At 72.3% G+C, this 22,353-nt stretch carries 18 protein-coding genes and 1 rRNA gene; 16 read left to right on the top strand and 3 right to left on the bottom strand.

Annotated elements, in window-relative coordinates; translation table 11 throughout:
• The 14 genes from rrf to HF995_RS09650 form a co-directional block, all read left to right on the top strand.
• Positions 1–100: ribosomal RNA gene (gene rrf, locus HF995_RS09715) — 5S ribosomal RNA — on the top strand; the annotation flags it as partial.
• A 1,510-nt stretch (positions 101–1,610) separates the two neighbouring features.
• Positions 1,611–2,489 carry a tetratricopeptide repeat protein gene (locus HF995_RS09710; RefSeq protein ID WP_350308828.1) on the top strand — a complete coding sequence of 293 codons (879 nt, stop codon included), beginning with the start codon at positions 1,611–1,613 and terminating at the stop codon, positions 2,487–2,489.
• Entirely contained in the window at positions 2,486–3,523 is a 1,038-nt protein-coding gene (locus HF995_RS09705) for an HAD-IIA family hydrolase (protein ID WP_168447553.1), read from the top strand. The genes HF995_RS09710 and HF995_RS09705 overlap by 4 nt, the downstream gene beginning before the upstream one ends.
• Positions 3,524–3,658: 135 nt before the next feature.
• Positions 3,659–3,811 carry a hypothetical protein gene (locus HF995_RS09700; RefSeq protein ID WP_168447552.1) on the top strand — a complete coding sequence of 51 codons (153 nt, stop codon included), beginning with the start codon at positions 3,659–3,661 and terminating at the stop codon, positions 3,809–3,811.
• A 1-nt stretch (position 3,812) separates the two neighbouring features.
• Entirely contained in the window at positions 3,813–4,697 is an 885-nt protein-coding gene (locus tag HF995_RS09695) for a TlyA family RNA methyltransferase (protein ID WP_168447551.1), read from the top strand.
• Positions 4,694–5,620 carry an NAD kinase gene (locus tag HF995_RS09690; RefSeq protein WP_168447550.1) on the top strand — a complete coding sequence of 309 codons (927 nt, stop codon included), beginning with the start codon at positions 4,694–4,696 and terminating at the stop codon, positions 5,618–5,620. The genes HF995_RS09695 and HF995_RS09690 overlap by 4 nt, the downstream gene beginning before the upstream one ends.
• A gap of 2 nt (positions 5,621–5,622) precedes the next feature.
• A complete protein-coding gene (gene recN, locus HF995_RS09685) occupies positions 5,623–7,341 on the top strand; it encodes a DNA repair protein RecN (protein ID WP_168447549.1) in 1,719 nt (572 codons plus the stop codon).
• Positions 7,342–7,349: 8 nt separating this feature from the next.
• On the top strand, positions 7,350–8,534 hold the full coding sequence (gene steA, locus HF995_RS09680; protein ID WP_168447548.1) for a putative cytokinetic ring protein SteA: 1,185 nt from the start codon (positions 7,350–7,352) through the stop codon (positions 8,532–8,534).
• A 52-nt stretch (positions 8,535–8,586) separates the two neighbouring features.
• Positions 8,587–9,627, top strand: coding sequence for a copper transporter (locus tag HF995_RS09675; protein ID WP_168447547.1), 1,041 nt, complete (start codon positions 8,587–8,589; stop codon positions 9,625–9,627).
• Positions 9,624–10,481 (top strand): hypothetical protein, encoded by an 858-nt coding sequence (locus tag HF995_RS09670; protein WP_168447546.1) that lies wholly within the window; start codon positions 9,624–9,626, stop codon positions 10,479–10,481. The genes HF995_RS09675 and HF995_RS09670 overlap by 4 nt, the downstream gene beginning before the upstream one ends.
• Positions 10,463–12,136 (top strand): murein biosynthesis integral membrane protein MurJ, encoded by a 1,674-nt coding sequence (gene murJ, locus HF995_RS09665; protein ID WP_350308827.1) that lies wholly within the window; start codon positions 10,463–10,465, stop codon positions 12,134–12,136. Before HF995_RS09670 ends, murJ begins: the two co-directional genes overlap by 19 nt.
• A gap of 1 nt (position 12,137) precedes the next feature.
• A complete protein-coding gene (locus HF995_RS09660; RefSeq protein ID WP_168447545.1) occupies positions 12,138–13,202 on the top strand; it encodes a glycosyltransferase in 1,065 nt (354 codons plus the stop codon).
• A 90-nt stretch (positions 13,203–13,292) separates the two neighbouring features.
• Positions 13,293–14,957 (top strand): CTP synthase, encoded by a 1,665-nt coding sequence (pyrG, locus tag HF995_RS09655; protein WP_350308826.1) that lies wholly within the window; start codon positions 13,293–13,295, stop codon positions 14,955–14,957.
• A complete protein-coding gene (locus HF995_RS09650; protein ID WP_168447544.1) occupies positions 14,954–15,613 on the top strand; it encodes an NUDIX domain-containing protein in 660 nt (219 codons plus the stop codon). The genes pyrG and HF995_RS09650 overlap by 4 nt, the downstream gene beginning before the upstream one ends.
• Positions 15,614–15,717: 104 nt before the next feature.
• Here the strand turns inward: HF995_RS09650 and HF995_RS09645 are convergent, their stop codons facing one another.
• The 3 genes from HF995_RS09645 to HF995_RS09635 form a co-directional block, all read right to left on the bottom strand.
• Positions 15,718–16,695 (bottom strand): COX15/CtaA family protein, encoded by a 978-nt coding sequence (locus HF995_RS09645; protein ID WP_350308825.1) that lies wholly within the window; start codon positions 16,693–16,695, stop codon positions 15,718–15,720.
• A 62-nt stretch (positions 16,696–16,757) separates the two neighbouring features.
• Positions 16,758–17,540, bottom strand: coding sequence for an ABC transporter permease (locus tag HF995_RS09640; RefSeq protein ID WP_168447543.1), 783 nt, complete (start codon positions 17,538–17,540; stop codon positions 16,758–16,760).
• Complete coding sequence (locus HF995_RS09635; protein ID WP_350308824.1) at positions 17,537–18,475, bottom strand: ABC transporter ATP-binding protein; 939 nt, start codon at positions 18,473–18,475, stop codon at positions 17,537–17,539. Before HF995_RS09635 ends, HF995_RS09640 begins: the two co-directional genes overlap by 4 nt.
• 112 nt (positions 18,476–18,587) lie before the next feature.
• Between HF995_RS09635 and HF995_RS09630 the strand changes: the two genes are divergently transcribed.
• On the top strand, positions 18,588–20,348 hold the full coding sequence (locus tag HF995_RS09630; protein ID WP_168447541.1) for a CDP-glycerol glycerophosphotransferase family protein: 1,761 nt from the start codon (positions 18,588–18,590) through the stop codon (positions 20,346–20,348).
• Between the two features lie 54 nt (positions 20,349–20,402).
• Positions 20,403–22,166 carry a fibronectin type III domain-containing protein gene (locus tag HF995_RS09625; protein ID WP_168447540.1) on the top strand — a complete coding sequence of 588 codons (1,764 nt, stop codon included), beginning with the start codon at positions 20,403–20,405 and terminating at the stop codon, positions 22,164–22,166.
• Positions 22,167–22,353: the final 187 nt, after the last annotated feature.

The raw sequence follows: 22,353 nt of genomic DNA, 5'->3' as shown, positions 1-22,353 counted from the left end.
GAGGGAAACGCCCGGTCCCATTCCGAACCCGGAAGCTAAGCCTCTCAGCGCCGATGGTACTGCCCTGGAGACGGGGTGGGAGAGTAGGACGCCGCCGGACAACCATTCACCAAAGGCCCACCCCCGACCGGGGTGGGCCTTTGGCGTACCCGCAGTGCTCGTCGACGTGACAGACGCGCCGCCGGAGCCGCCGTAGCCCGTTGGTATGGTCCCAAGGCAGCTCGTCTTGGTTTCGCGTCGCGCCCCACTGCACCAGGCGCTCCCTGCTCGGCGTTCGTCACACCTCGCTCCTCAGCGTTCTCTGCGACAATGGAGCGCAACTCAATCGTGGAAGGAACCGCATCAGCGTGAACGAGAACCCAGACAGGAATCGCCGCGACGACGGCGAGCAGCCCAGGCGCTCCTCGTCTGCACCTCGAGGCGGCCGCGACGACCGCGCCCGTGGCGGCGCCCGCGGAGGCAGCGAGTACGGACGTCGCGACTCGGGGTCCCGCTACGGCGACGCACGACGTAGCGACGCCCAGTCCAGCGGTTCGCGGGCTGGTCGTGACGAGCGCCGCAGCGACGGTGTCCGCAGCGACCGTGATTCGCGTCCGTCGTATGGTTCTCGTCCTTCTTTCGGCTCCGATCGTCGAGACGACCGCGGGCCAGCGCGCGACGACCGCGGATTCCGCGGTGGCCAGCCTCGCCGGGACGGTGAGCGTCCGCAGCGTCAGGAGCGCGGTTCCTACGGTTCCCGCCAGTCCTTCGGCGGCTCGCGCGACGGTGACCGTCCGCAGCGCGACGAGCGCGGTTCCTACGGTTCCCGCCCGTCCTTCGGTGGCTCGCGCGACGGTGACCGTCCGCAGCGCGACGAGCGCGGCTCTTACGGTTCCCGCCCGTCCTTCGGCGGCTCGCGTGACGGTTCGAGAGATTCTCGCCCCTCCCGTGGCGGCGACCGGGATTCGCGTCCGTCCTACGGGTCAGCCCGTGGCGACCGGGATGCGCGTCCCTCGTCCGGCGCGCCGCGCAGAGGCGACCGTGATTCGCGTCCGTCGTATGGTTCTCGTCCTTCTTTCGGCTCCGATCGTCGAGACGACCGCGGGCCAGCGCGCGACGACCGCGGATTCCGCGGTGGCCAGCCTCGCCGGGACGGTGAGCGTCCGCAGCGTCAGGAGCGCGGCTCTTACGGTTCCCGCCAGTCCTTCGGCGGCTCGCGCGACGGTGACCGTCCGCAGCGCGACGAGCGCGGCTCTTACGGTTCGCGTCCCTCCTTCGGCGCAGACCGCCGCGACGACCGCCCCCAGGGCAACGATCGGCCCCGGCGCAACGAGCGTCCCCGTGGGGAGATCGACGCGTCACGGCGTGACGAGCGGCCTGCCAGCGGCGAGCGTCGCCCTTCCAGCTACGACCGTCGCCCTGCCCACCGCGAAGGGCGCCCGCCAGCCGGTGACTACCGGCCGCGCACGTCCGATCGCGCAGAGTCCCGCGGGCACGAGGGCGCCGGTATGCGTCGTCGTGAGGACCGCCCGGACACGCGTCAGCGGCCCGAGCGTCACGATCACACGAACCGTCCGCCGCGTGATGACCGACCGCGTGATGCAGCAGGCGACGCTCCCCGTCACGGCCCCGTGCTGCCCGACGACGTCTCGTTCAGCGAGCTCGACCGGGACGCCCGTGGTCGCCTGCGCACCCTGAGCAAGGACAACGCCGAGGACGTCGGTCGGCACCTTGTCATGGTGGCCCGCCTGATCGACGTGGACCCGGAGCTTGCCTACGAGCACGCCCAGGAGGCCGTCCGTCGTGGTGGACGTGTCGACATCGTCCGCGAGGCCGCAGGACTCGCCGCCTACCGCACCGGCCGCTACGCCGAGGCCCTCCGCGAGCTGCGCACCGTGCGTCGGCTCAACGGCTCGTCCGAGCACCTGCCGGTCATGGCCGACTGCGAACGCGGGTTGGAGCGCCCTGAGCGCGCCATCGCCCTCGCGGCCTCGCCCGAGGCCGAGACGCTCGACGCGTCGGCCAAGGTTGAGCTCGCGATCGTCGTCAGCGGCGCGCGGGGAGACCTGGGCGAGCTGGACGCGGCCCTCGCGGTGCTCGACCAGATCGAGATCCCGCGCGGCGAGCGCCTCCTCGAGGCGCGCGTCGCCGTGGCACGGTCCCTCGTGCACGAGGCTGCAGGCCGCGAGAGCGATGCTGCAGCCGCTCTCGTCGGCTTCACCGACGACGAGATCCGCGCCGCGAGCGGCGAGGTCGACGAGGAGGACGACGTCGTCGTCTACGACCTCAGCGAGGAGCTCATCCCCGAGCCTCAAGCCGTTGAGCACACGGTCGTGGAAGCAGATGTCGCGACCGAGACGGTCGCCGCCGCCGACACGTCAGACGGGCCCGAGGGCACGGCGTCGGACGACGCCGCGACCGCCGGGTCGGCTGACGTCGCGACGGCCGAAGAGCCGGACGATGCGTCCGCGACTGACGCTGCTGCCGACCGCGCGGAGGGTGAGAAGTGACCGCAGCCGGCCTCATCGGGACCGACCTGCCGCTCGCCGAGGCCTACGACCTCGCGCTCGTCGACCTCGACGGCGTCGCCTACCGTGGCCCGCTGCCGATCGACCATGCCGCGGACGGCCTCACGTCGGCGCGGGAACGCGGGCTCCGGCTCGTCTATGTGACGAACAACGCGTCGCGCGAGCCCGGGTCGGTCGCTGACCAGCTCACCACGCTCGGGATCCCGACCCAGCCCGACGAGGTCATGACTGCGGCCCAGGCCGCGGCCAAGGTGCTCGAGACGCGTCTCGCCCCCGGGGCGAAGGTGCTCGTCATCGGTGGCGCCGGCCTGCGCACAGCCGTGACCACCTCGGGCTTCGCGATCGTCGGCTCTGCCGACGACGAGCCTGACGCGGTCGTCCAGGGCTTCGCGCCCGAGCTCGGCTGGGCCGACCTCGCCGAGGCGGCCTACGCCGTCGGCCGCGGGGCCTGGTATGTCGCGAGCAACCTCGACCTCTCCCTGCCGACCGCCCGTGGCTACGCCCCGGGCAACGGCTCGCTCGTGGGGGCCGTCGTCAACGCGACGGGCGTGACGCCCGACAGCGCTGGCAAGCCGTCCCCGCGGATGTACGAGCTCGCGGTCGAGCGGGCGGGCGCCGAGCGCGTGCTCGTCGTCGGGGACCGTCTCGACACGGACCTCGCCGGCGCGCGGGCCGGGGGATATCCCGGCCTGCACGTCCTGACAGGCGTCAACACCGCTCGCGACGACGTGCTCGCCGAGCCGCACCTGCGCCCCCACCTCATCGGTGAGGACCTTCGTGCGCTGCTCGTGGCGCACCCCGAACCCCGCCTCGAGTCTGGCTGGTGGGTCAGCCGCGGCGCGGCAGCCCGCGTCACCGACGGACGCCTCGAGCTCGACGAGACGCAGCTCTCGACCGACGCAGACGCCGTCGACATCGTGCGCGCCGCGTGCGCCGCGGCGTGGGACAGCGTGGACTCGGGAGCCGGCCCCGTCGACCCCCGCTCCGTCCCGGAGTTCGCGGTCGGGGACCACTGAGCCGCCCGTCCCCAACCATCGACGCCGCAGCCCCGGACCCACACGTCTGAGGCTGCGGCGTCGCCGTGCCAGGCAGCCGGGCTAACCTGGGTGAGGCCTTCTCGTGGGCCACCGCGACGACCCGACAGGAGGACCATGCAGGACAGCCGCACCGGTGACGCCGAGGTCGACCGCATGCTCGAGCGCCTCGACGGTCTGACCGCGCGACCCGTCGTCGAGCACGTCCAGGTCGTCGAGCAGGTGCACCGCGAACTCGAGGCCCACCTCACCGGGCAGGACGAGGGCTGAGATGACCTCAGGCGCCCACCGCGTCGACGTCGCCCTCGTCGCGCGCGGGCTCGTCCGATCACGCACGCTCGCCGCGCACGCGGTGCGCGACGGCCGCGTCCTCGCTGACGGCGTTGCCGTCACCCGGGCTTCGCACCCCGTCGACGACACCACGTCTCTCGTCCTGCTCCCCGGCGACGTCGACCGGTACGTGTCGCGCGCCGGTCACAAGCTCGCCGGAGCACTCGACGCGATCGACGCGCTCGCCGACCACGTCCTCCCGTGCGCACGTCCCGTGATCGACGGAGCGGTCTGCCTCGACCTCGGCGCGTCGACCGGCGGGTTCACCCAGGTGCTGCTCGAGCGCGGTGCGCGCCAGGTGGTCGCACTCGACGTCGGCCACGACCAGCTCGACCCGACCCTGCGGGCAGACCCGCGCGTCGTCGTGCGCGAGGGCGCGAACGCACGTGAGCTCACGCCGGACGACCTTCCCGACGACGTGCAGGTCGTCGTCGGCGACCTGTCCTTCATCTCGCTGACGCTCATCCTCCCGGCACTGCGTGCCTCCGCGCCCGCAGCCGACCTGCTGCTCATGGTCAAGCCGCAGTTCGAGGTGGGTCGCGAGAGGCTCGGTCGCGGCGGCGTCGTCCGCGATCCCGAGCTGCACGTCACCGCTGTGCTCGACGTCGTGCGGTGCGCGACCGGGCTGGGCGCGCCACCCGTCGCCGTCGCAGCGAGCTCGCTGCCCGGCCCGAGCGGCAACCGTGAGTTCTTCTGCTGGTTCAGCCCGCACCGCCGCGGGGTCGACCCGGCGTGGACCGCCGCCGCCGTGCGCGCCGCGGTGGCAGACTCTGAGGGGCGCCAGGCCTTCGTGGTCGGCGCGACGACCGACGGAGGTGACCAGTGACCAGGACCGCGATCGTGGTGACCCACGGGGGCCGGCCCGAGGCGCTCGTCGCCCTCCGGGAGGCGATGCACGAGCTCACGGCGGCAGGCTTCACGGTCGTCCTGCACGACCAGGACCTGCCGACCCCGCACGGCGACCTCGTCGGCGCTCGACGCCCCGAGACGGCCGACGCCGAGATCGTCGTCGTGCTCGGGGGAGACGGGACGATCCTGCGTGCCGCCGAGCTCACGCGCGGGACGTCGGCGCCCATCCTCGGCGTCAACCTCGGTCACGTGGGCTTCCTCGCCGAGAGCGAGCGAGACGACCTGCGGGACGCCGTCCAGCGCGTCGCCGCCCGCGACTACGAGGTCGAGGAACGCGGGGTCGTCGAGGTCGAGGTTCGCGCACCCGGCCACGAACGTCCCGTCGTCGGCTGGGCCCTCAACGAGGCGACCGTCGAGAAGGCCGACCGGCAGCGCATGCTCGAGGTCGCGATCGAGGTCGACGGGAGGCCGTTGTCCTCGTTCGGTTGTGACGGTGTCGTCATCTCGACCGCCACCGGATCGACTGCGCACGCGTTCTCCGCCGGAGGGCCCGTCGTGTGGCCCGACGTCGACGCGATGCTCCTCGTGCCGCTCGCCGCGCACGCCCTGTTCGCCCGCCCGCTCGTGGTCGGTCCGCGATCGACCTTCGCAGTCGAGATCGTGACCCGCTCCCAGTCAGGCGGCGTGCTCACCCTCGACGGGCGACGCCGGATCGACGTCGCGCCCGGTGCACGCATCGAGGTGCGGCGCGGCTCCGACCCCGTGCGTCTCGCACGGCTGAGCCACGCGCCGTTCACCGACAGGCTCGTGCGCAAGTTCTCCCTGCCTGTCGTCGGCTGGCGGGGCGGCGCGCCGCGCACCGGGTCCCAGCCCGTCATCCCGCACCACCCGAAGGACTGACAGTGCTCGAAGAGATCGTGATCGAGAACCTCGGAGTGATCAGCCGGGCCCACATCCCGCTCGCCCCGGGGCTCACGGCGATCACCGGCGAGACGGGCGCCGGCAAGACCATGCTCCTGACCGGGCTCGACCTCCTGCTCGGTGGCAAGGCCGACTCCGAGCGTGTGCGCACCGGTGCCGACCGGGCTCTCGCCGAGGGGCGCTTCGTCCTCGCCCCCGGCTCCGCCGTCGCTGAACGCGTCGAGGACGCTGGCGGCGCGCTCGACGACGACGGCTCCCTCGTCGTCCTGCGCACCATCACCTCGGGGCGGTCGCGCGCGCACCTCGGAGGCCGCAGCGTGCCGCAGAGCGTCCTCGCCGACCTCGCAGAAGAGCTGGTCACGGTGCACGGCCAGAGCGACCAGCTGCGCCTGCGGTCCCCGCGACGTCAGCGCGACGCGCTCGACACCTTCGCCGGGGCGGCTCACGCCCGCGCGCTCGACGACTACCACGCGCTGTGGACCGAGCGGGGCGCCGTCGCCGAGGAGATCGACCGGCTCACCTCCCAGCGCGACGACCGTGCACGCGAGGCCGAGCTGCTCCGCCTGGGCCTCGCCGAGGTCGAGCGGGTCGACCCGCAGCCGCACGAGGACACCGAGCTCGATGCCGAGATCGCCCGGATGAGCAACGTCGAGGACCTCCGGGCACGGACTGCGGTCGCGCACGACGCCGTCACGGGCGACGAGTTCGCGTCCGGCGACGCGCCCTCCGCCGTCGCGCTCGTCGAGCGTGCACGCCGAGAGCTCGAGGCCGCCGCCGCCCACGACCCGTCGCTCGCACGCCTCGCCGAACGCGCCGCCGAGATCGGCTTTCAGCTCGCCGAGCTCGCCGCGGACCTGTCCGGATACCTGCAGGACCTCGCTGTCGACCCTGGCCGGCTCGAAGAGGCCAACACCCGCCGCGCCCAGCTCGGCCAGCTCACCCGCAGCTACGGCAGCGACGTCGACGCCGTCCTCGAGTGGGCGTCCGCTGCAGGCCTGCGCCTGCTCGACCTCGAGGGTGGCGACGAGCGGCTCGCCGACCTCGCTGCCCGCCGGGACGAGATCGACGCGGCGCTCACCGAACGGGCCGCGACGATCAGTGCGACCCGACGCGAGGTCGGGGCGCGGCTCGCCGATCTCGTCTCTGCCGAGCTCGACGGACTCGCCATGGCGGGTGCCCGGCTCGAGGTCGAGGTCCGCCCCGACGAGCCCGGACCGTGGGGCGCGGACGCCGTCGTCATGAGCCTGCGCCCGCACCCCGGAGCACCCGCGAGCCCGCTCGGCAAGGGCGCCTCCGGCGGCGAGCTGTCCCGCGTCATGCTCGCGATCGAGGTCGTGCTCGCCCAGGCCGCGCGCGAGGAACGCGGCGGGGGCGTCCCGACCTTCGTGTTCGACGAGGTGGACGCAGGGATCGGCGGCCGCGCCGCCCTCGAGGTGGGCCGCAGGCTCGCCGCGCTCGCCCGCTCCGCCCAGGTCGTCGTCGTCACGCACCTCGCCCAGGTCGCCGCGTACGCCGACCAGCACCTCGTCGTCACCAAGTCCACCGGCTCGGGCGGGGACGTCGTCACGCAGTCCGACGTCACCGTCGTCACGTCCGACGACCGTGTGACGGAGCTGGCCCGCATGCTCTCAGGGCAGGAAGAGTCCGACGCCGCGCGCACGCACGCCGCGGAGCTTCTCGCCGCCGCCGACATGGGATGATCTTCACGATGAAACTCACCTCCCGCAGACGACGGACCGACGTCGCGACCCCTGGGCTCCTCGCGCCCGTCCGCGTCGACCCCCGCACCAAGAGCCTGACGAAGCGACTCCGCGCAGGCGAGATCGCGGTCATCGACCACCTCGACATCGACCGCGTCGCTGCCGAGGCGCTCGTCGCCGCGCAGCCCGCCGCGATCCTCAACGCCTCGAAGTCCATCTCGGGCCGCTACCCGAACCTCGGACCCGAGATCATCGTCGAGGCAGGCATCACGCTGATCGACGACCTCGGACCCGACATCATGGCGCTCACCGAGGGGCAGCGCGTCCAGGTCGACGGTGCCCAGGTCCTCCACGGTGGTCACCTCGTCGCCGAGGGTGAGCTGCAGACGGCCGAGACCATCGACGTGAGCCTCGCCGAGGCGCGCGAGGGGCTGTCCGCCCAGCTCGAGGCGTTCGCTGCGAACACGATGGACTACCTGCGCCGCGAGCGAGAGCTCCTCCTCGACGGCGTCGGGGTCCCGGAGATCTCCACCAAGCTCGAAGGGCGGCAGGCGCTCATCGTCGTCCGCGGCTACCACTACCGCGAGGACCTCGCGACGCTCCGTCCGTACATCCGCGAGTATCGCCCGGTCCTCATCGGTGTCGACGGCGGTGCCGACGCGATCCTCGACGAGGGCTGGCGCCCGGACATCATCGTCGGCGACATGGACTCCGTCTCGGACAAGGCCCTCACGAGCGGCGCGGAGATCGTCGTGCACGCGTACCGGGACGGCAAGGCGCCCGGACTCGAGCGCGTCGAGCGCCTCGGGGCGAAGCACGTCGTGTTTCCTGCGACCGGCACGAGCGAGGACATCGCGATGCTCCTCGCCGACGACAAGGGCGCCGACGTGATCGTGGCCGTCGGTACGCACGTCACCCTCGTCGAGTTCCTCGACAAGGGCCGTTCCGGCATGGCGTCGACCTTCCTCACCCGACTGCGCGTCGGTGGCAAGCTCGTCGACGCCAAGGGCGTCTCCCGCCTCTACCGCCAGCGGATCTCGAACGCGCAGCTGGCGATGCTCGTCGTCTCCGGCCTCGTCGCTCTCGTCGTCGCGCTCATGTCGACCGCCGCCGGGCAGACTCTCTTCGGGCTCACGGGAGCCTGGATGGACGACGTCTGGAGCTGGATCCTGGGGCTGTTCGCCTCACCCTGACCAGCCCGGCCCCACCCGCAACTCCGCTACCGACCGAGGATGAACCCCCGCCGTGATCGACTTCCGCTACCACCTCGTCTCCCTCATCTCGGTGTTCCTGGCGCTCGCCGTGGGCATCGTGCTGGGCGCAGGCCCGCTCAAGGAGGCGATCGGCGACCAGCTCACCGGCCAGGTCGAGTCCCTGCGTGCCGACAAGGAGAAGCTGCGCGCTGACCTCGACGAGGCAGCCGCCGACCTCTCGCAGCGCGACGCGTTCCTCGACGCGACCGCACCGAGCCTCGTCGCCGGGTCGATCGCCGGCCGCCGCGTCGCGATCGTCGAGCTCGACTCCGCGAGGGACGAGACCGTCGCCGCGCTCTCCGAGCGTGTCGCCGCCGGCGGCGGGAAGGTGACCGCGCGGGTGCAGCTCGCGGACACGTGGACGAGCGAGGGCCAGGCCAAGTTCCGCCAGTCGCTCGCCGCCAACCTCGCCCAGTACCTCCCTGAGTCCCCAGACGGCTCGGTCGACGCGGACCTCGCGACCGCGCTCGTGCTCTCGCTCGTCCAGATCGACTCGAGCAAGCCCGACGCGTACTCCCCGGACGCGAGCGTGCTCCAGGGACTCCTCGCCGCTGGCGACCTGGTCACCTACGCGCAGCCGGACGCGGCCCCCGCGGACATGATCGTCCTGCTCACGAGCGCGGACGAGCCGAAGAGCGACGAGACGCCGAGCAGCGGCACCCAGGCCGAGACCACGCGCCTCATCCACCAGGAGCTCGCGGCCGCAGCGGTCTCCGGGTCCGAGGCCGCTGTCGTCGTCGCGACCGGCACTAGCACGGCGCTCCTCGACGCGATCGCCGAGGGCGAGACGCCGATCAGCACGGTCGCCGACGCCGGCACCACGACGGGCCAGATCACGACCGTCCTCACGCTCGCAGCCCAGGCCTCCGGGACGGTCGGGCACTACGGTCCGCAGTCCGGCGCGACCGCGGTCGCGCCCCCGGTCGTGCGGCTCGCCGAGGTCGACCGCACCGCACGCACCGCCGTCGCGCAGGAGGCCGACGGCGGAGCCGAGACCCAGGACGGCGACGCGGACACGGGCGACGGCGCATGACGCGGCTGCGCGGCTCTGTCGCGGGCGCGCTCACCGGTGTCACGGCACGCAACCTCGTCCGCGCGGCACTCGACGAGCAGATGCCCGGCGGGACCGCGACGTGGCTGCGCACCAACTTCCGCGGCACGCGCGTCAGCCTCATGGGCGGCCCTGCCCTCGCGTCCGGCCTCGCGGCAGGTGCACTGACGACCGGTGTGGTCTCGCGACGCGCCCGGGTGGGAACGGCAGGCGCTATCGCTGCGCTCGCCGGGGGAGCCGCTGGGCTCAACGACGACCTGCACGAGGACACCGAGCAGCGGGACAAGGGCCTGCGCGGTCACCTCGGTGCGCTGCGCGAGGGCCGCGTCACGACAGGAGCGATGAAGATCGGCGCGATCGGCGCAGGCGCGCTCGCCGCCGCCGCGCTCGTCGGCCGGGACCGCCGCCGAGCGCAGGCGTCGTCGTCCGTCACCGCGCTCGGAGACCTCGTCCTCGACTCGATCCTCGTGGCAGGTTCAGCGAACCTCGTCAACCTCTTCGACCTCCGGCCCGGGCGCGCGCTCAAGGTGGGGCTGATCGGCACGGCGACGGTGGCCCTGGCTGGCGCCCCGGCACAGGCGGCAGCCGTCGTCGGGCCCGTCGCGGCATCTCTCCCGGCCGACCTCGCCGAGCTCGACATGCTCGGTGACAGCGGTGCGAACGCGCTCGGAGGCGTCGTCGGTGTCGGGTTGACACAAGCGTCGCGGCCCGCGCGGCTGGTCGCTGCCGCGACAGTCGTGGGTCTCACCCTCGCGTCCGAGAAGGTCAGCTTCTCCCGTGTCATCGAGCGCACCCCCGTGCTCTCCGCACTCGACTCGTGGGGCAGACGGCCGTGAACCTGAGGTCGCGCTCGGGCCGGATCGCCACGGGCCTGGTCGGCGCGGCCGCGATGATCACGGCGATCACGCTCCTCTCGCGGATCCTCGGCTTCACCCGCTGGATGGTGCAGGCCGGCACAGTCGGCTACGGCGCCACGGGGACTGCATACGCGTCCGCGAACGCGCTGCCCAACGTCCTGTTCGAGGTCGCCGCCGGCGGCGCCCTCGCGGGCGCCGTCGTGCCGCTGCTCGCCGCGCCTCTCGCGCGAGGCGCACGCGCCGAGGTCGACCGCATCGCGTCCGCGGCGCTCACGTGGACTGCGACGATCCTCGTCCCGCTCGCGGTCCTCGTCGCGGTCCTCGCCGAGCCTCTCGTCACCGTCTTCCTCGGCGCTGGAGCACCGAGCGCGCAGCTCGAGCTCACCGCGCACTTCCTGCGGGTGTTCGCCTGGCAGGTCCCGCTCTACGGCCTCGGCGTCGTGCTGACCGGGGTGCTCCAGGCGCAGAAGAGGTTCTTCTGGCCCGCGTTCGTCCCGGTCCTGTCGACGCTCGTCGTCATCGGCGCCTACATCGTGTTCGGCGCCACCGCCGACGGTGCCCAGGACGACCTCGCCGCGCTCCCGGCCCGAGCCGTCGCCTGGCTCGCATGGGGCACGACCGCTGGCGTCGTCGCCCTCTCCGTCCCGCTGCTCCTGCCCACCGCGCGCGGCGGTGTCAGGCTTCGCCCCACCTGGCGCTTCCCCGAGGGCGTCGCGAGGCGCGCGCGGAAGCTCGCCGCCGCCGGGGTCGTCGCAGTCCTCGCGCAGCAGCTCTCGCTCGTCGCCACGATCTGGCTCGCGAACAACCGGGGCGGCGAGGGCACCTTCGCCGTCTACCAGTACACGCAGGCCGTGTACGTCCTGCCCCACGCCGTGCTCGTCGTCCCGCTCGTCACGAGCGCCTTCCCGCGCATCGCCGACGTCGTCCACCAGCCTGAGCGTCTCGGCCGCCTCGTGTCACTGACCACTCGCGCGGTCCTCGTGCTCGGCGCGGTCGGCGCGAGCGCCCTCGTCGCCGCAGCCCCGCAGGTCGCCACGGTGTTCTCGACCGTAGGGCACGGCGACGACCAGGTGATCGCCGCCATGGCGCCCGCCCTGAGCTGGATGGCCCCAGGACTCGTCGGGCTCGGCGTCATGCTGCACCTGACCCGCGTGCTCTATGCGCTCGAGAGGTCACGCGCCGCGGTCCTCGCGTCGTCGGTCGGCTGGGCCGTCGGCATCGTCACCTCGGCCGCCCTGGCGGTCACCGCCACGTGGGGCGGGCGAGACGCCACGGCGACCCTCGTCGCCCTCGGCATCGGCGGGTCGGTCGGGATGCTCGTCGGCGCGGTCGCCGCGATCGTCGTGCTGCGCCGCACCGCGGGAGCGGACGCATCGCGAGGAGTCGCGCGGACAGCCGGCGTCGTCGCGTGCGTGGGAGCCGCGGGCGCGGTCGCCGGGCGCGTCGTCGCCGACCTCGTCGTGGAGGCGTGGCCGGGCACCACCGGGACCGTCGTGGCAGGTGGCGTCGGCGGCATGCTCGCCGTCGTCGTCGTCCTCGCCGGCGCGTGGGGCGTCGACCGCGGCTCCGTGCGCGAGATGCTCGGACGTCCACACGCCGCGCGGGTCGCCGCCGCAGCGACGGAAGGGGAGTGACATGCGGATCTTGCAGGTGCTCGGGACGAGTGCGGGCGGGGTGATCCGGCACGTCTCCGCCGTCTCGGTCGCACTCGCGGCGCACGGGCACGACGTGCGCGTCGCAGGCCCCGCGTCCTCCCGCGGGCTGCTCCACGAGGGGCTCCCGCTCGCTGCCGTCGAGATCGGCCCACGGCCCGGGCCGGGCGACCTCGCTGCGGTCCGTGCGCTGCGCGAGACCATGGCGGGAGCAGACGTCGTCCACGCGCACGGCCTGCGCGCCGGTGCCTTCGCCGTGATGGCTGCGCGGACGAGACGCTCGCGACCGCGCGTCATCGTCACCCTTCACAACCTGCCGGTCGGCGGTCGCGCGGTGCGGGCCGTCTCTGCGGTGCTCGAGCGGGTCGTCGCGCGCGGCGCCGACGTCGTCCTCGGTGTGAGCGGCGACCTCGTCGCCCGTGCCGCGACGCGGGGCGCGCGTGGCGCCGAACGGGCGCTCGTGCCCGCTCCCGCCGTGCGTGCGGTCAGCGACGACGACGTCGCTGCGGTGCGCGCGGAGCTCGACGTGCCGGGCCGGCTCGTGCTCACCGTCGCGCGCCTCGCCCCTCAGAAGGGCCTCGACACGCTGCTCGACGCCGCCGAGCGTCTCGCGCGCGACGTCCCCGACGTCACGTGGTGCGTGGCCGGAGACGGACCGTTGCTCGGCGAGACCGAGGACGAGATCCGACGCAGGTCGTTGCCGGTGCGCATGCTCGGCGCCCGCTCGGACGTCGCCGCGCTCCTGCGCGCCGCCGACGTCGTCGTGAGCACCGCCGTGTGGGAGGGCCAGCCGATCGCCGTCCAGGAGGCGCTCGGTGCAGGTGCTGCGCTCGTCGTGACCGACGCAGGCGGCACGCGCGAGGTCACGGGGGAGCGGGGCGCAGTCGTCGTGCCCGTCGGCGACTCGACCGCGCTCGCGCGCGAGACGGCCGCGCTGCTCGTCGACGACACCAGACGTGCAGGTCAGGGCGACCACGCGGCCCGACGGTCCCGGGAGCTCCCCACGAGCGACGACGTGGTCGCACAGCTCCTGCGGGTCTACCGATAGCTCCGCACGGCGGAGAGTCCGGCAACTGTGATGCTGCCGACGCGGCGGGTCCGGGGGCGGGCGGCCAACTCACTGATAGAGTGGAATCCCGTGGTAGAGCATGCGAATCGACTCTCCGGGCGGTCGGAATCCACGACCCGGCACATCTTCGTGACCGGAGGCGTCGCCTCCTCACTCGGCAAGGGACTGACGGCCTCGAGCCTCGGTCGCCTTCTCCGTTCTCGCGGCCTCCGCGTGACGATGCAGAAGCTCGACCCCTATCTGAACGTCGACCCGGGAACGATGAACCCGTTCCAGCACGGCGAGGTCTTCGTCACCGAGGACGGTGCCGAGACGGACCTCGACATCGGCCACTACGAGCGCTTCCTCGACGTGCCGCTCTCGGCGAGCGCGAACGTGACGACCGGCCAGGTCTACTCGCACGTCATCGCCAAGGAGCGCCGCGGCGAGTACCTCGGCGACACCGTCCAGGTCATCCCGCACATCACCGACGAGATCAAGACGCGGATGCGCGCCCAGGCGAGCCCCGACGTCGACGTGATCATCACCGAGATCGGTGGCACCGTCGGCGACATCGAGTCCCAGCCCTTCCTCGAGGCGGCCCGCCAGGTCCGCCACGAGCTCGGCCGCGACGACTGCTTCTTCCTGCACGTCTCCCTCGTCCCCTACATCGGCCCGTCGGGTGAGCTCAAGACGAAGCCGACGCAGCACTCTGTCGCCGCGCTGCGCAGCATCGGCATCCAGCCGGACGCGATCGTCCTGCGCGCCGACCGCGACATGCCCGAGTCGATCAAGCGCAAGATCGCCCTCATGTGCGACGTCGACAACGAGGCTGTCGTCACGTGCAAGGACGCGCCGAGCATCTACGACATCCCCAAGGTGCTGCACGCAGAAGGCCTCGACGCATACGTCGTGCGTCGCCTCGGCCTGCCGTTCCACGACGTCGACTGGGACGGCTGGAGCCAGCTCCTCGAGCGCGTGCACAACCCTGAGCGTCACGTCGAGGTTGCGCTCGTCGGCAAGTACATCGACCTGCCGGACGCATACCTCTCCGTGACCGAGGCGCTGCGTGCTGGCGGCTTCGCCAACAACGCGAAGGTCGCGATCCGCTGGGTCGCGTCCGACGAGTGCCAGACGCCCGAGGGTGCCGACCAGGCGCTCGGCGGTGCGGACGCGATCCTCGTGCCCGGTGGCTTCGGCGTCCGCGGCATCGAGGGCAAGCTCGGTGCGCTGCGCTGGGCGCGCGAGAACGGGGTGCCGACGCTCGGAATCTGCCTCGGCCTGCAGTCGATGGTCATGGAGTACGCCCGGAACGTCGTCGGCCTCGAGGGCGCCTCGTCCTCGGAGTTCTCGGACGACACCGCGCACCCCGTCGTCGCGACGATGGAGGAGCAGCAGGCATTCGTCGACGGCGCTGGCGACCTCGGTGGGACGATGCGCCTCGGCGCGTACGACGCCATCCTGACGCCCGGCTCGGTCATCGCGGGGGTCTACGGGAGCACGCACGTCTCGGAGCGTCACCGCCACCGCTACGAGGTCAACAACGCGTACCGGGCTCAGCTCGAGGAGGCAGGCCTGGTCTTCTCGGGAACGTCGCCCGACGGCACGCTCGTCGAGTTCGTCGAGCTTCCCGCGGACGTGCATCCGTACTACGTCTCGACGCAGGCCCACCCCGAGTTCAAGTCGCGACCGACCAAGGCTCACCCGCTGTTCGCCGGCCTGATCGCCGCGGCCGTGGCTCAGCAGGACTCATGACCGACCCCATCTTCGACCGCGTCGCCCCACGCCCCGTCGTCGACCGCAGCGCGGTCCACGACGGGGTCGTGTGGGACGTCGTGAGCGAAGACGTCGACCTCGGCGAGGCCGGGGTCGTCACCCGCGAGTGGGTCGACCACCCTGGGGCCGTCGCGACGATCGCGATGGACGACGAGGGTCGCGTCCTGCTGCTGCGCCAGTACCGCCACCCGGTACGCCGCGAGCTCTGGGAGCCGCCCGCCGGCCTCCTCGACATCACCGCAGAGGACGCGTGCGTCGCCGCGCAGCGTGAGCTTGCGGAGGAGGCGGACCTGCGTGCCACGACCTGGCACGTGCTGGCCGACTACTTCACGACCCCGGGCGGCAACAACGAGGCGCTGCGCGTCTTCCTCGCCCGGGACCTGAGCCCCGTGCCCGAGTCCGAGCGCCACGTCCGCGAGGACGAGGAGATGGACATGGTGCCGCACTGGCTGCCGTGGGATGAGGCCGTCGAGTCGGTGCTCGCCGGTCGCCTGCACAACCCGTCGACCGTCGTCGGCGTCCTGGCTCTCGCCGCCGCGATGAACCAGGGTCTCGAGACGCTCAGGCCGGGCGACGCGCCGTGGCCCGAGCGGCGCGACGGCGTCCCCCCTGGCCGGCGAGGCCACGGAGCGTGACGACGCGCGCATGACGGAAGGCGAGAGGGGCGGACCGATGGTCCGCCCCTCTCGTCGTACCTGGCGGGAGGCTTACCTCCCGGACGACGCCCTCGGCGCCCCGGTCACGAGCGACGCTCGTCGACCCGCGTGCGGGTCGACAGGACGAGGTTCGCCGCAGCTGCGGTCGACAGGGCAGCGCCCAGCATGTGCAGCAGCACGAGAGTGATCGGCAGGTCGGTGAAGTACTGCGTGTAGCCGATGACCGCCTGCAGCGCGATGACCGCGCCGACGAGGATCAGCGCGCGACGGGGGCGCTCCGTGTCGGCCGTGCTGCGGGACGCCCGCACGACGAGCGCGGCCAGCACGACGACGGACGCGATGTAGACCCAGACGCTCACGCCGTGCAGCTTCGCGGCGTGAGCGGGGTCGAGCGCGAAGCGGTAACCGACCTCCTCGTCGCCCGAGTGCGGGCCCGCGCCCGTCGTGATGACGCCCAGGACGAGCATCGGGACGGCAAGGACGCCGGTGAGAGCGGCCACCGCGCGCGCCGGCGACGGGAGAACGGGGCGCGCGGGCCCGTCGCCCTCTCCGTGGCGCACGATCAGCCACGTCGACGCGGCGACGAGGCCGAGCGAGATGAACATGTGCGAGCCCACCACCGCGGGATGCAGGTCCACGAGCACGGTGATCCCGCCGACGACGGCCTGGACGACGACCCCGATGATCGGGACGAGGCCGAGCACCCGGTAGGAGAGGGCTCGATCACGCTGGCGCCACACCGCGACGGCCGTCAGCCCCGCGACGACGCACAGCACGAACGTGAGCGTCCGGTTCCCGAACTCGATCGCCGAGTGGAACGTCGCCTCCGGGTGGTAGACCGGTGTGAAGCTCCCCGGCTCGCACTGCGGCCACGTCGAGCAGCCGAGACCGGAGCCGGTCAGACGGACGAGGCCACCGGTGACGATGATGCCGATCTGGGCTACGAGGTTCGCGACGAGGATCGCCCGGCGCCGGGTGTCGGTCCACCGCACGAACCTCTCGAGCGGACCGCGCGGCGGGGTCGTGGTCGTCTGGGCAGGGGCGGCGTCCGGGGTCGTCACGGTCCCTACGCTATTCCTCACGCGCTGGGCCGGACGAATCTGGCACCGTGATGCTCGTCGCGTCAGCTCCAGCGGAACGTGCGGGAGGTCGCCCAGCCGAGCCCGAGGGTCCACGCGACGAGCGCCGCGACGTCGCGCAGCGCGACTCCGCCGTCGAACGCACCGCGCATCGCCTCACCGAGCGCACCCGAGGGCAAGAGACGGACGATGTCGCCGGCGACGCCCGGGAACGACGACGTCGGGACGAGCGCGCCGCCGACGAGCGTGAGGACCACGAGCAGGAGGTTGGCCAGCGCGAGCACAGCCTCGAACCGGAGCGTCCCCGCGATGAGCATCGCCAACGACGTGAACACCGCCGTCCCGAGAGCACCGACCAAGAGCGCCGCCAGGACGTCGGGCGCTCCGGGACGCCAGCCGAGCACGACGGCACCGCCGCCGACGACGAGTGCCTGGACGACCTGGAGCACGAGGACCGCTGCGACCTTGCCGCCGAGCAGCCCGAACCGCCCGAGCGGGGTCGTCGCCATGAGACGCAGCACGCCCCCGCGCCGGTCGAACGACGTGGCGATCGCCTGCGACGTGAAGGCCGCAGCCATGACGGAGAGCGCGAGCACGCCCGGCGTGACCACGTCGATGCGCGCGCGCCCGCCCAGGTCGATGTCGACGACGCCCGTCCCGCCGAGGACCACGAGCGCGACGAGAGGGAGCAGCAGCGTCACTAGGACCTGCTCGCCGTTGCGGAAGATCGACGCGATCTCGAACGACGTCTGAGCGCGCAGCCGTGCACTCGCCGGAGCAGCAGCGGGCGCGGGGGCAGGGACGGGTCCCGGGGTCGTCGCGCTCATCGCATGGTCCTTCCGGTGAGGTCGAGGAAGAAGTCCTCGAGCGTGCGGCGCCCGAGGTCGAACCTCGTGACGAGCAGGTTCTCGTCGGCGCACCAGGTGAGCACCGCGGCGAGAGCGCCGGGATCGAGCGGACCAGCGACGCGCAGGCGCGTCGCCTCGGTCGACTCGACCGTCCACGCGGCGTCACCACCCAGACGGTCGTGCAGGCGAGCGCTCGCGTCGTGGGGGAGCGGCGCGTCCGTCTCGAACGTCGCGACCTGGTCGCCCGAGCCCGTCGTCAGCTCGGCGGGCGTGCCCTGCGCGATGACCCGTCCGTGGTCGACGACGACGACGTCGTCCGCAAGCTCGGCCGCCTCGTCCATGAGGTGCGTCGTCAGGATGATCGACGTGCCGACGTCGCGCAGGGCGCGGACGAGGTCCCACACGGCGAGGCGGCTCTGCGGGTCCATGCCGGCGCTCGGCTCGTCCAGGAAGACGACCTCGGGACGCCCGACGAGCGCGCACGCGAGCGCGAGACGCTGCCGCTGGCCGCCGGAGAGACGACGCACGGTCGTCGTCGCGAAGGACCCCAGGCCGAGACGCTCCTCGAGGTCGGCGACGTCCCACGGGTTGCGGTGCATGCGGGCGACGTGGCGGAGGACCTCGCCCGAGCGCTTCTGCGCGGGCAGACCGGAGTCCTGGAGCATGACGCCCACGCGAGGGCGCAGCTCCACGGCGTCCGCGCGGGGGTCGAGCCCGAGCACCCGGACGGTCCCGCCGTCCGGGACGCGCAGGCCCTCGCAGCACTCGATCGTCGTCGTCTTGCCGGCTCCGTTCGGGCCCAGGACGGCCGTGACGCTGCCTGCGGCCGCTGTGAGGCTCAACGAGTCGACGACGGTCACGCCGTCGTACTTCTTGACGAGGTCCGTGACCTGCACGGCCGGGGTGGTGGGCACGGTCACCGAGTCTAGGACGAACGTCGCGTGCCCCGTCGACCCGCGGCCCACGAGGGCGGCGCCGTCCCAGCCGGTGCCCGGCGCAGCGCGACGACATCGGTACGATCTGGGCATGACTTCGCAGCACACGGGCGGTCGCGCCCTCCTGGCGGCAGTGCGTCGACGCGCGGAGGCTCGAGACCTCCTGCGCGTCACGATCGCGGTCGTCGCCCTCGTCCTCGTGATGGTCGCCCCCGGCACGCCGTTCCGCGCAGGGGGAGCGGCGCTCGCGACGCTCGTGCTCGTGGAGATGCTCGCCCGGCCGTCCGGCCCGGCGCGACGGGCGCTCAGCGCGAAGGGGGCCGACGTCCTGGCGCGCGACCTTCAGGCGCGCACGGTCGTCGTCGTCGCCCTCGCGGCAGCGGCTGCCCCGACCCCAGGCTCTGCCGCGGGGACCCTCGTCTGGACGTGGGCGGCCGTCCTCGTCGCCTCCGCCGCAGCCGAGTCGCCGCTCAAGGCGTTCGGCAGGATCGCGCCGCTGCGCGTCGCCAACATCCCCTCGATGGGACAGGCGCCGGCCCGGCTGCAGCCGGGTATGTGGGTGCTCGCCGTCGCGGCGAGCGCCGTGGCCCTCGCGCTCGCCGCTGTCGCCGGGCTCGTGGACGCGCCGGTCGTCGCAGGTGCGCTCGCGGTGGCGGGCCTCGCCGGGCACGCGGTCCTCGCCGTGATCACGCTCGCGCGGATCATCCCCGTCGCGCGGCAGCGCGCTGCGCTGCGCGCCTTCCTCGCGGACCTTGCCCCCAAGATCGCGATCATGCACACCGGCGGCGAGTCGAGCGCTTCCTACCAGATCCCGATGTGGGAGCCGCACGTCCGTGCTGCTGGGCTGCCCTACATCGTGGTCGCGCGCTCTGCGGCGACCGTCCGCAGCATCGCGAAGCTCACGCCTGCGCCCGTCATCTGTGCGAACGACTCGGACCGGGGACTGCTCGACGCCGTGATGGTGCGCAGCCTGACGCTCGGGGTGTTCCTGCGCAACGCGAAGGAGAACCGCCCCTACCTCGCCTACCGCCACATGCGGCACGTCTTCCTCAACCACGGCGACTCGGACAAGCCCGCGAACTTCAACCCGATGCATCGCGAGTTCGACCGGGTCTTCGTCTGTGGCGAGAAGGGCGTCGAGAGGTACGCCGAGCACGGCGTCGAGATCCCGCGAGAGCGTTTCGTGCTGGTCGGACGGCCGCAGATCGCTGACATCGTCAGGACCGACCGCCACGTGTCCGAGGTGGCCGAGCAGCGGGTGCTGTACGCGCCGACCTGGTACGGCAAGCACACGTACGACCGCTACACGTCGCTCCCGGTCGGGACCGAGATCGTCGCCGCACTGCTGCGGCGCGGCGCGACGGTCACGTTCCGTCCGCACCCGGTGAGCGAGATCATCCCCTCCGACCGGGAGCAGTGCGAGGCGATCCGCGCGATGCTCGAGGCGGACTCGCGTGAGTCGGGAAGGGCCCACACGTTTGGTCGGGCTGCCGAGAAGGACCGGACCGTCGCGGACTGCATCAACGACGTCGACGCGCTCGTCTCCGACGTCTCGTCGGTCACCTCGGACTTCCTCCAGTCAGGAAAGCCGTTCGCGCTCGTCGCGATGACGTGCTCGGGCGCCGAGTTCGTCCGCGAGTTCTCGGTCGCCCGTGCCGCGTACGTCATCGAGCGAGACCTGAGCAACCTCGACACCGCGCTCGAGCAGCTGCTCGTCTCCGACCCGCTGCACGACGAGCGGGAACGTGTCCGCGTCCACACCCTGGGCGACTTCGACGGCAACGAGGCGCACGACGCGTTCGTCGCGGAGGTGAAGGCGCTGGTCGCGCTCGGGCCCCGTCCCCGGGCCTGAGTCGTCGGTCACGAAAGGCTTCATCCAGAGCCCCGCATGACCGATGGTGGGTGTGTGAAGAACACCTCGATCCTCTCCCGGTCCGCCCTGGCCGGTGCTGTCGCGCTCTCGGTCCTCGTCGGTGGAGCCGTCATCCCCGCAGCCTCCGCGACCACCGCGCAGTCCGCGCCTGTCGCGACCTCCGTGGTCGCGGCCAAGAAGGCCAAGACGCCCAAGCGCGTGACGGGTGTCAAGCTCGCCAAGGGCGGCAGCCGGAACCACAACGTGCGTGTCGGCTGGACCTGGCAGAAGGGCGTCAAGCGCTACGAGGTCCAGGTGGCGACCGACAAGGCCTTCAAGAAGGACAGGGTCAAGACGGTGCGCGCCAACACCACCAGCAAGCCTGCCGGTGGCCGGCTCGAGGTGACGGTCGAGGGTCTCAAGAACGCGACGACCTACCGGGTCCGTGTGCGTGCCGTCGCCAAGAACGGCGCCAAGGGCGCGTGGTCCGCCCCGAAGAAGGTCAAGACCAAGGTGCACATCCCCGAGCGCGTCACGTCGCTCGTGGCGACGCCCGGCCCCAAGCCGGGTGAGGTCCGCCTCACGTGGAAGCACAAGACGACGTACACGACGCACTACCGTCTCGAGCTCGCCTCGACGGTGTTCAACGACCAGAAGTCGAACCTGCCGAAGAAGGGTCGCAAGCACGTGCGGCTCACGATCCCGGCGAAGGGCAAGTCGTACGTCATCCCCGCCTCCGTAACGGCAAAGCTCGGCCTGCACCCGGCGAGCGGCAACCACCTCTACTACCGCTTCCGTGCGCTCAACAAGGGCACGGCTGGCACCAAGATGCGGCTCTACCCGTCGCTCCACGCCGTGCAGCCCGCCCGTCAGGCAGGCACGACCGCCGGGATGGTCCCGCTCAAGGTCGGCTCGTACAACGTCGTGTCGGCGCGCGTCGGCGCCAACTCCCAGCCCAGCAAGCCCTGGTCGAAGCGCAAGGGCAAGGTCGCGTCCACGATCGTCGCCTCCGGTGCGAGCGTCGTCGGCCTTCAGGAAGTCTCGCCCAGCACCGAAGAGGTGAGCGCAGACGGACGGACCCGGCAGACCGAGTCCCTCCTCGCGGCCGTCCGCAGCGCCGCGAAGAACGCCGGGAGCAGCGCGGACTACGCGATGGTCCGCGTGAGCCCTTACGTCAAGCCGCGTTCGGTGTACGGCAGCCAGGGCCAGCGGATCCTCTACGACAAGAACCGCCTGACCCTCCTGAGCGACTGCCCTGACGACTCTGCGGGCGGTTTCTACTCGGGCAGCTGCACGGCGAACCTTGCGGCGAACGCGTCGGACTCGAACGAGGACAAGCGGAAGTTCGCCTATGCCAAGTTCCGTGACAACAAGTCGGGCGGCGAGTTCTGGTTCGTCTCGACGCACCTCGACCCGCGCCAGGGTGCCGAGTCCCTGCGTGGCCGTCAGGCGCAGTCGATCATCTCGACGATGAGCCGTCTCAACACCCAGAAGCTGCCCGTCCTGGTGACGGGTGACCTCAACTCGTACCAGAACAAGTCTGCGGGCAACGCCCCGCACGACGCGTTCGTCGGTGCCGGCTTCCGCGACTCGTTCACGGCGACGAAGAAGAAGAACGCGGAGTTCTCGACGCTCAACGACTGGTACACGACGGTCAAGAAGTACGACCAGGGCTTCGGGGTGCGTCTCGACTACATCCTCGGTCAGGGCGTCGGCGACTTCACGAACCACGTCAACGAGATGGCACGCACGGACAGTGCGCGAGGCTCGGACCACAACATGGTCCACGCGACGGCCTACCTGCCGGTCCGCTCCTGAGCTGACACGACGACGAAGGGCCCGAGGCATGAGCCTCGGGCCCTTCGTCGTCGTGTGGCGTGTCGCACAGGGGGGGCGAGGGTGTGCGGCGGTCGTGCCCGTCGTGGCGCGACGCGGGGGCCATGCCTGGGTGCGAGCAGGCAGTGACGTTGGTCCTACTGAGGTTCACCTTCCTTGCAGCGGCACA

The organism is Sanguibacter hominis ATCC BAA-789 (genome assembly GCF_012396185.1).
Taxonomy (GTDB): Bacteria; Actinomycetota; Actinomycetes; order Actinomycetales; family Cellulomonadaceae; genus Flavimobilis; species Flavimobilis hominis.
This window is presented reverse-complemented; position numbering and strand designations above follow the sequence as displayed.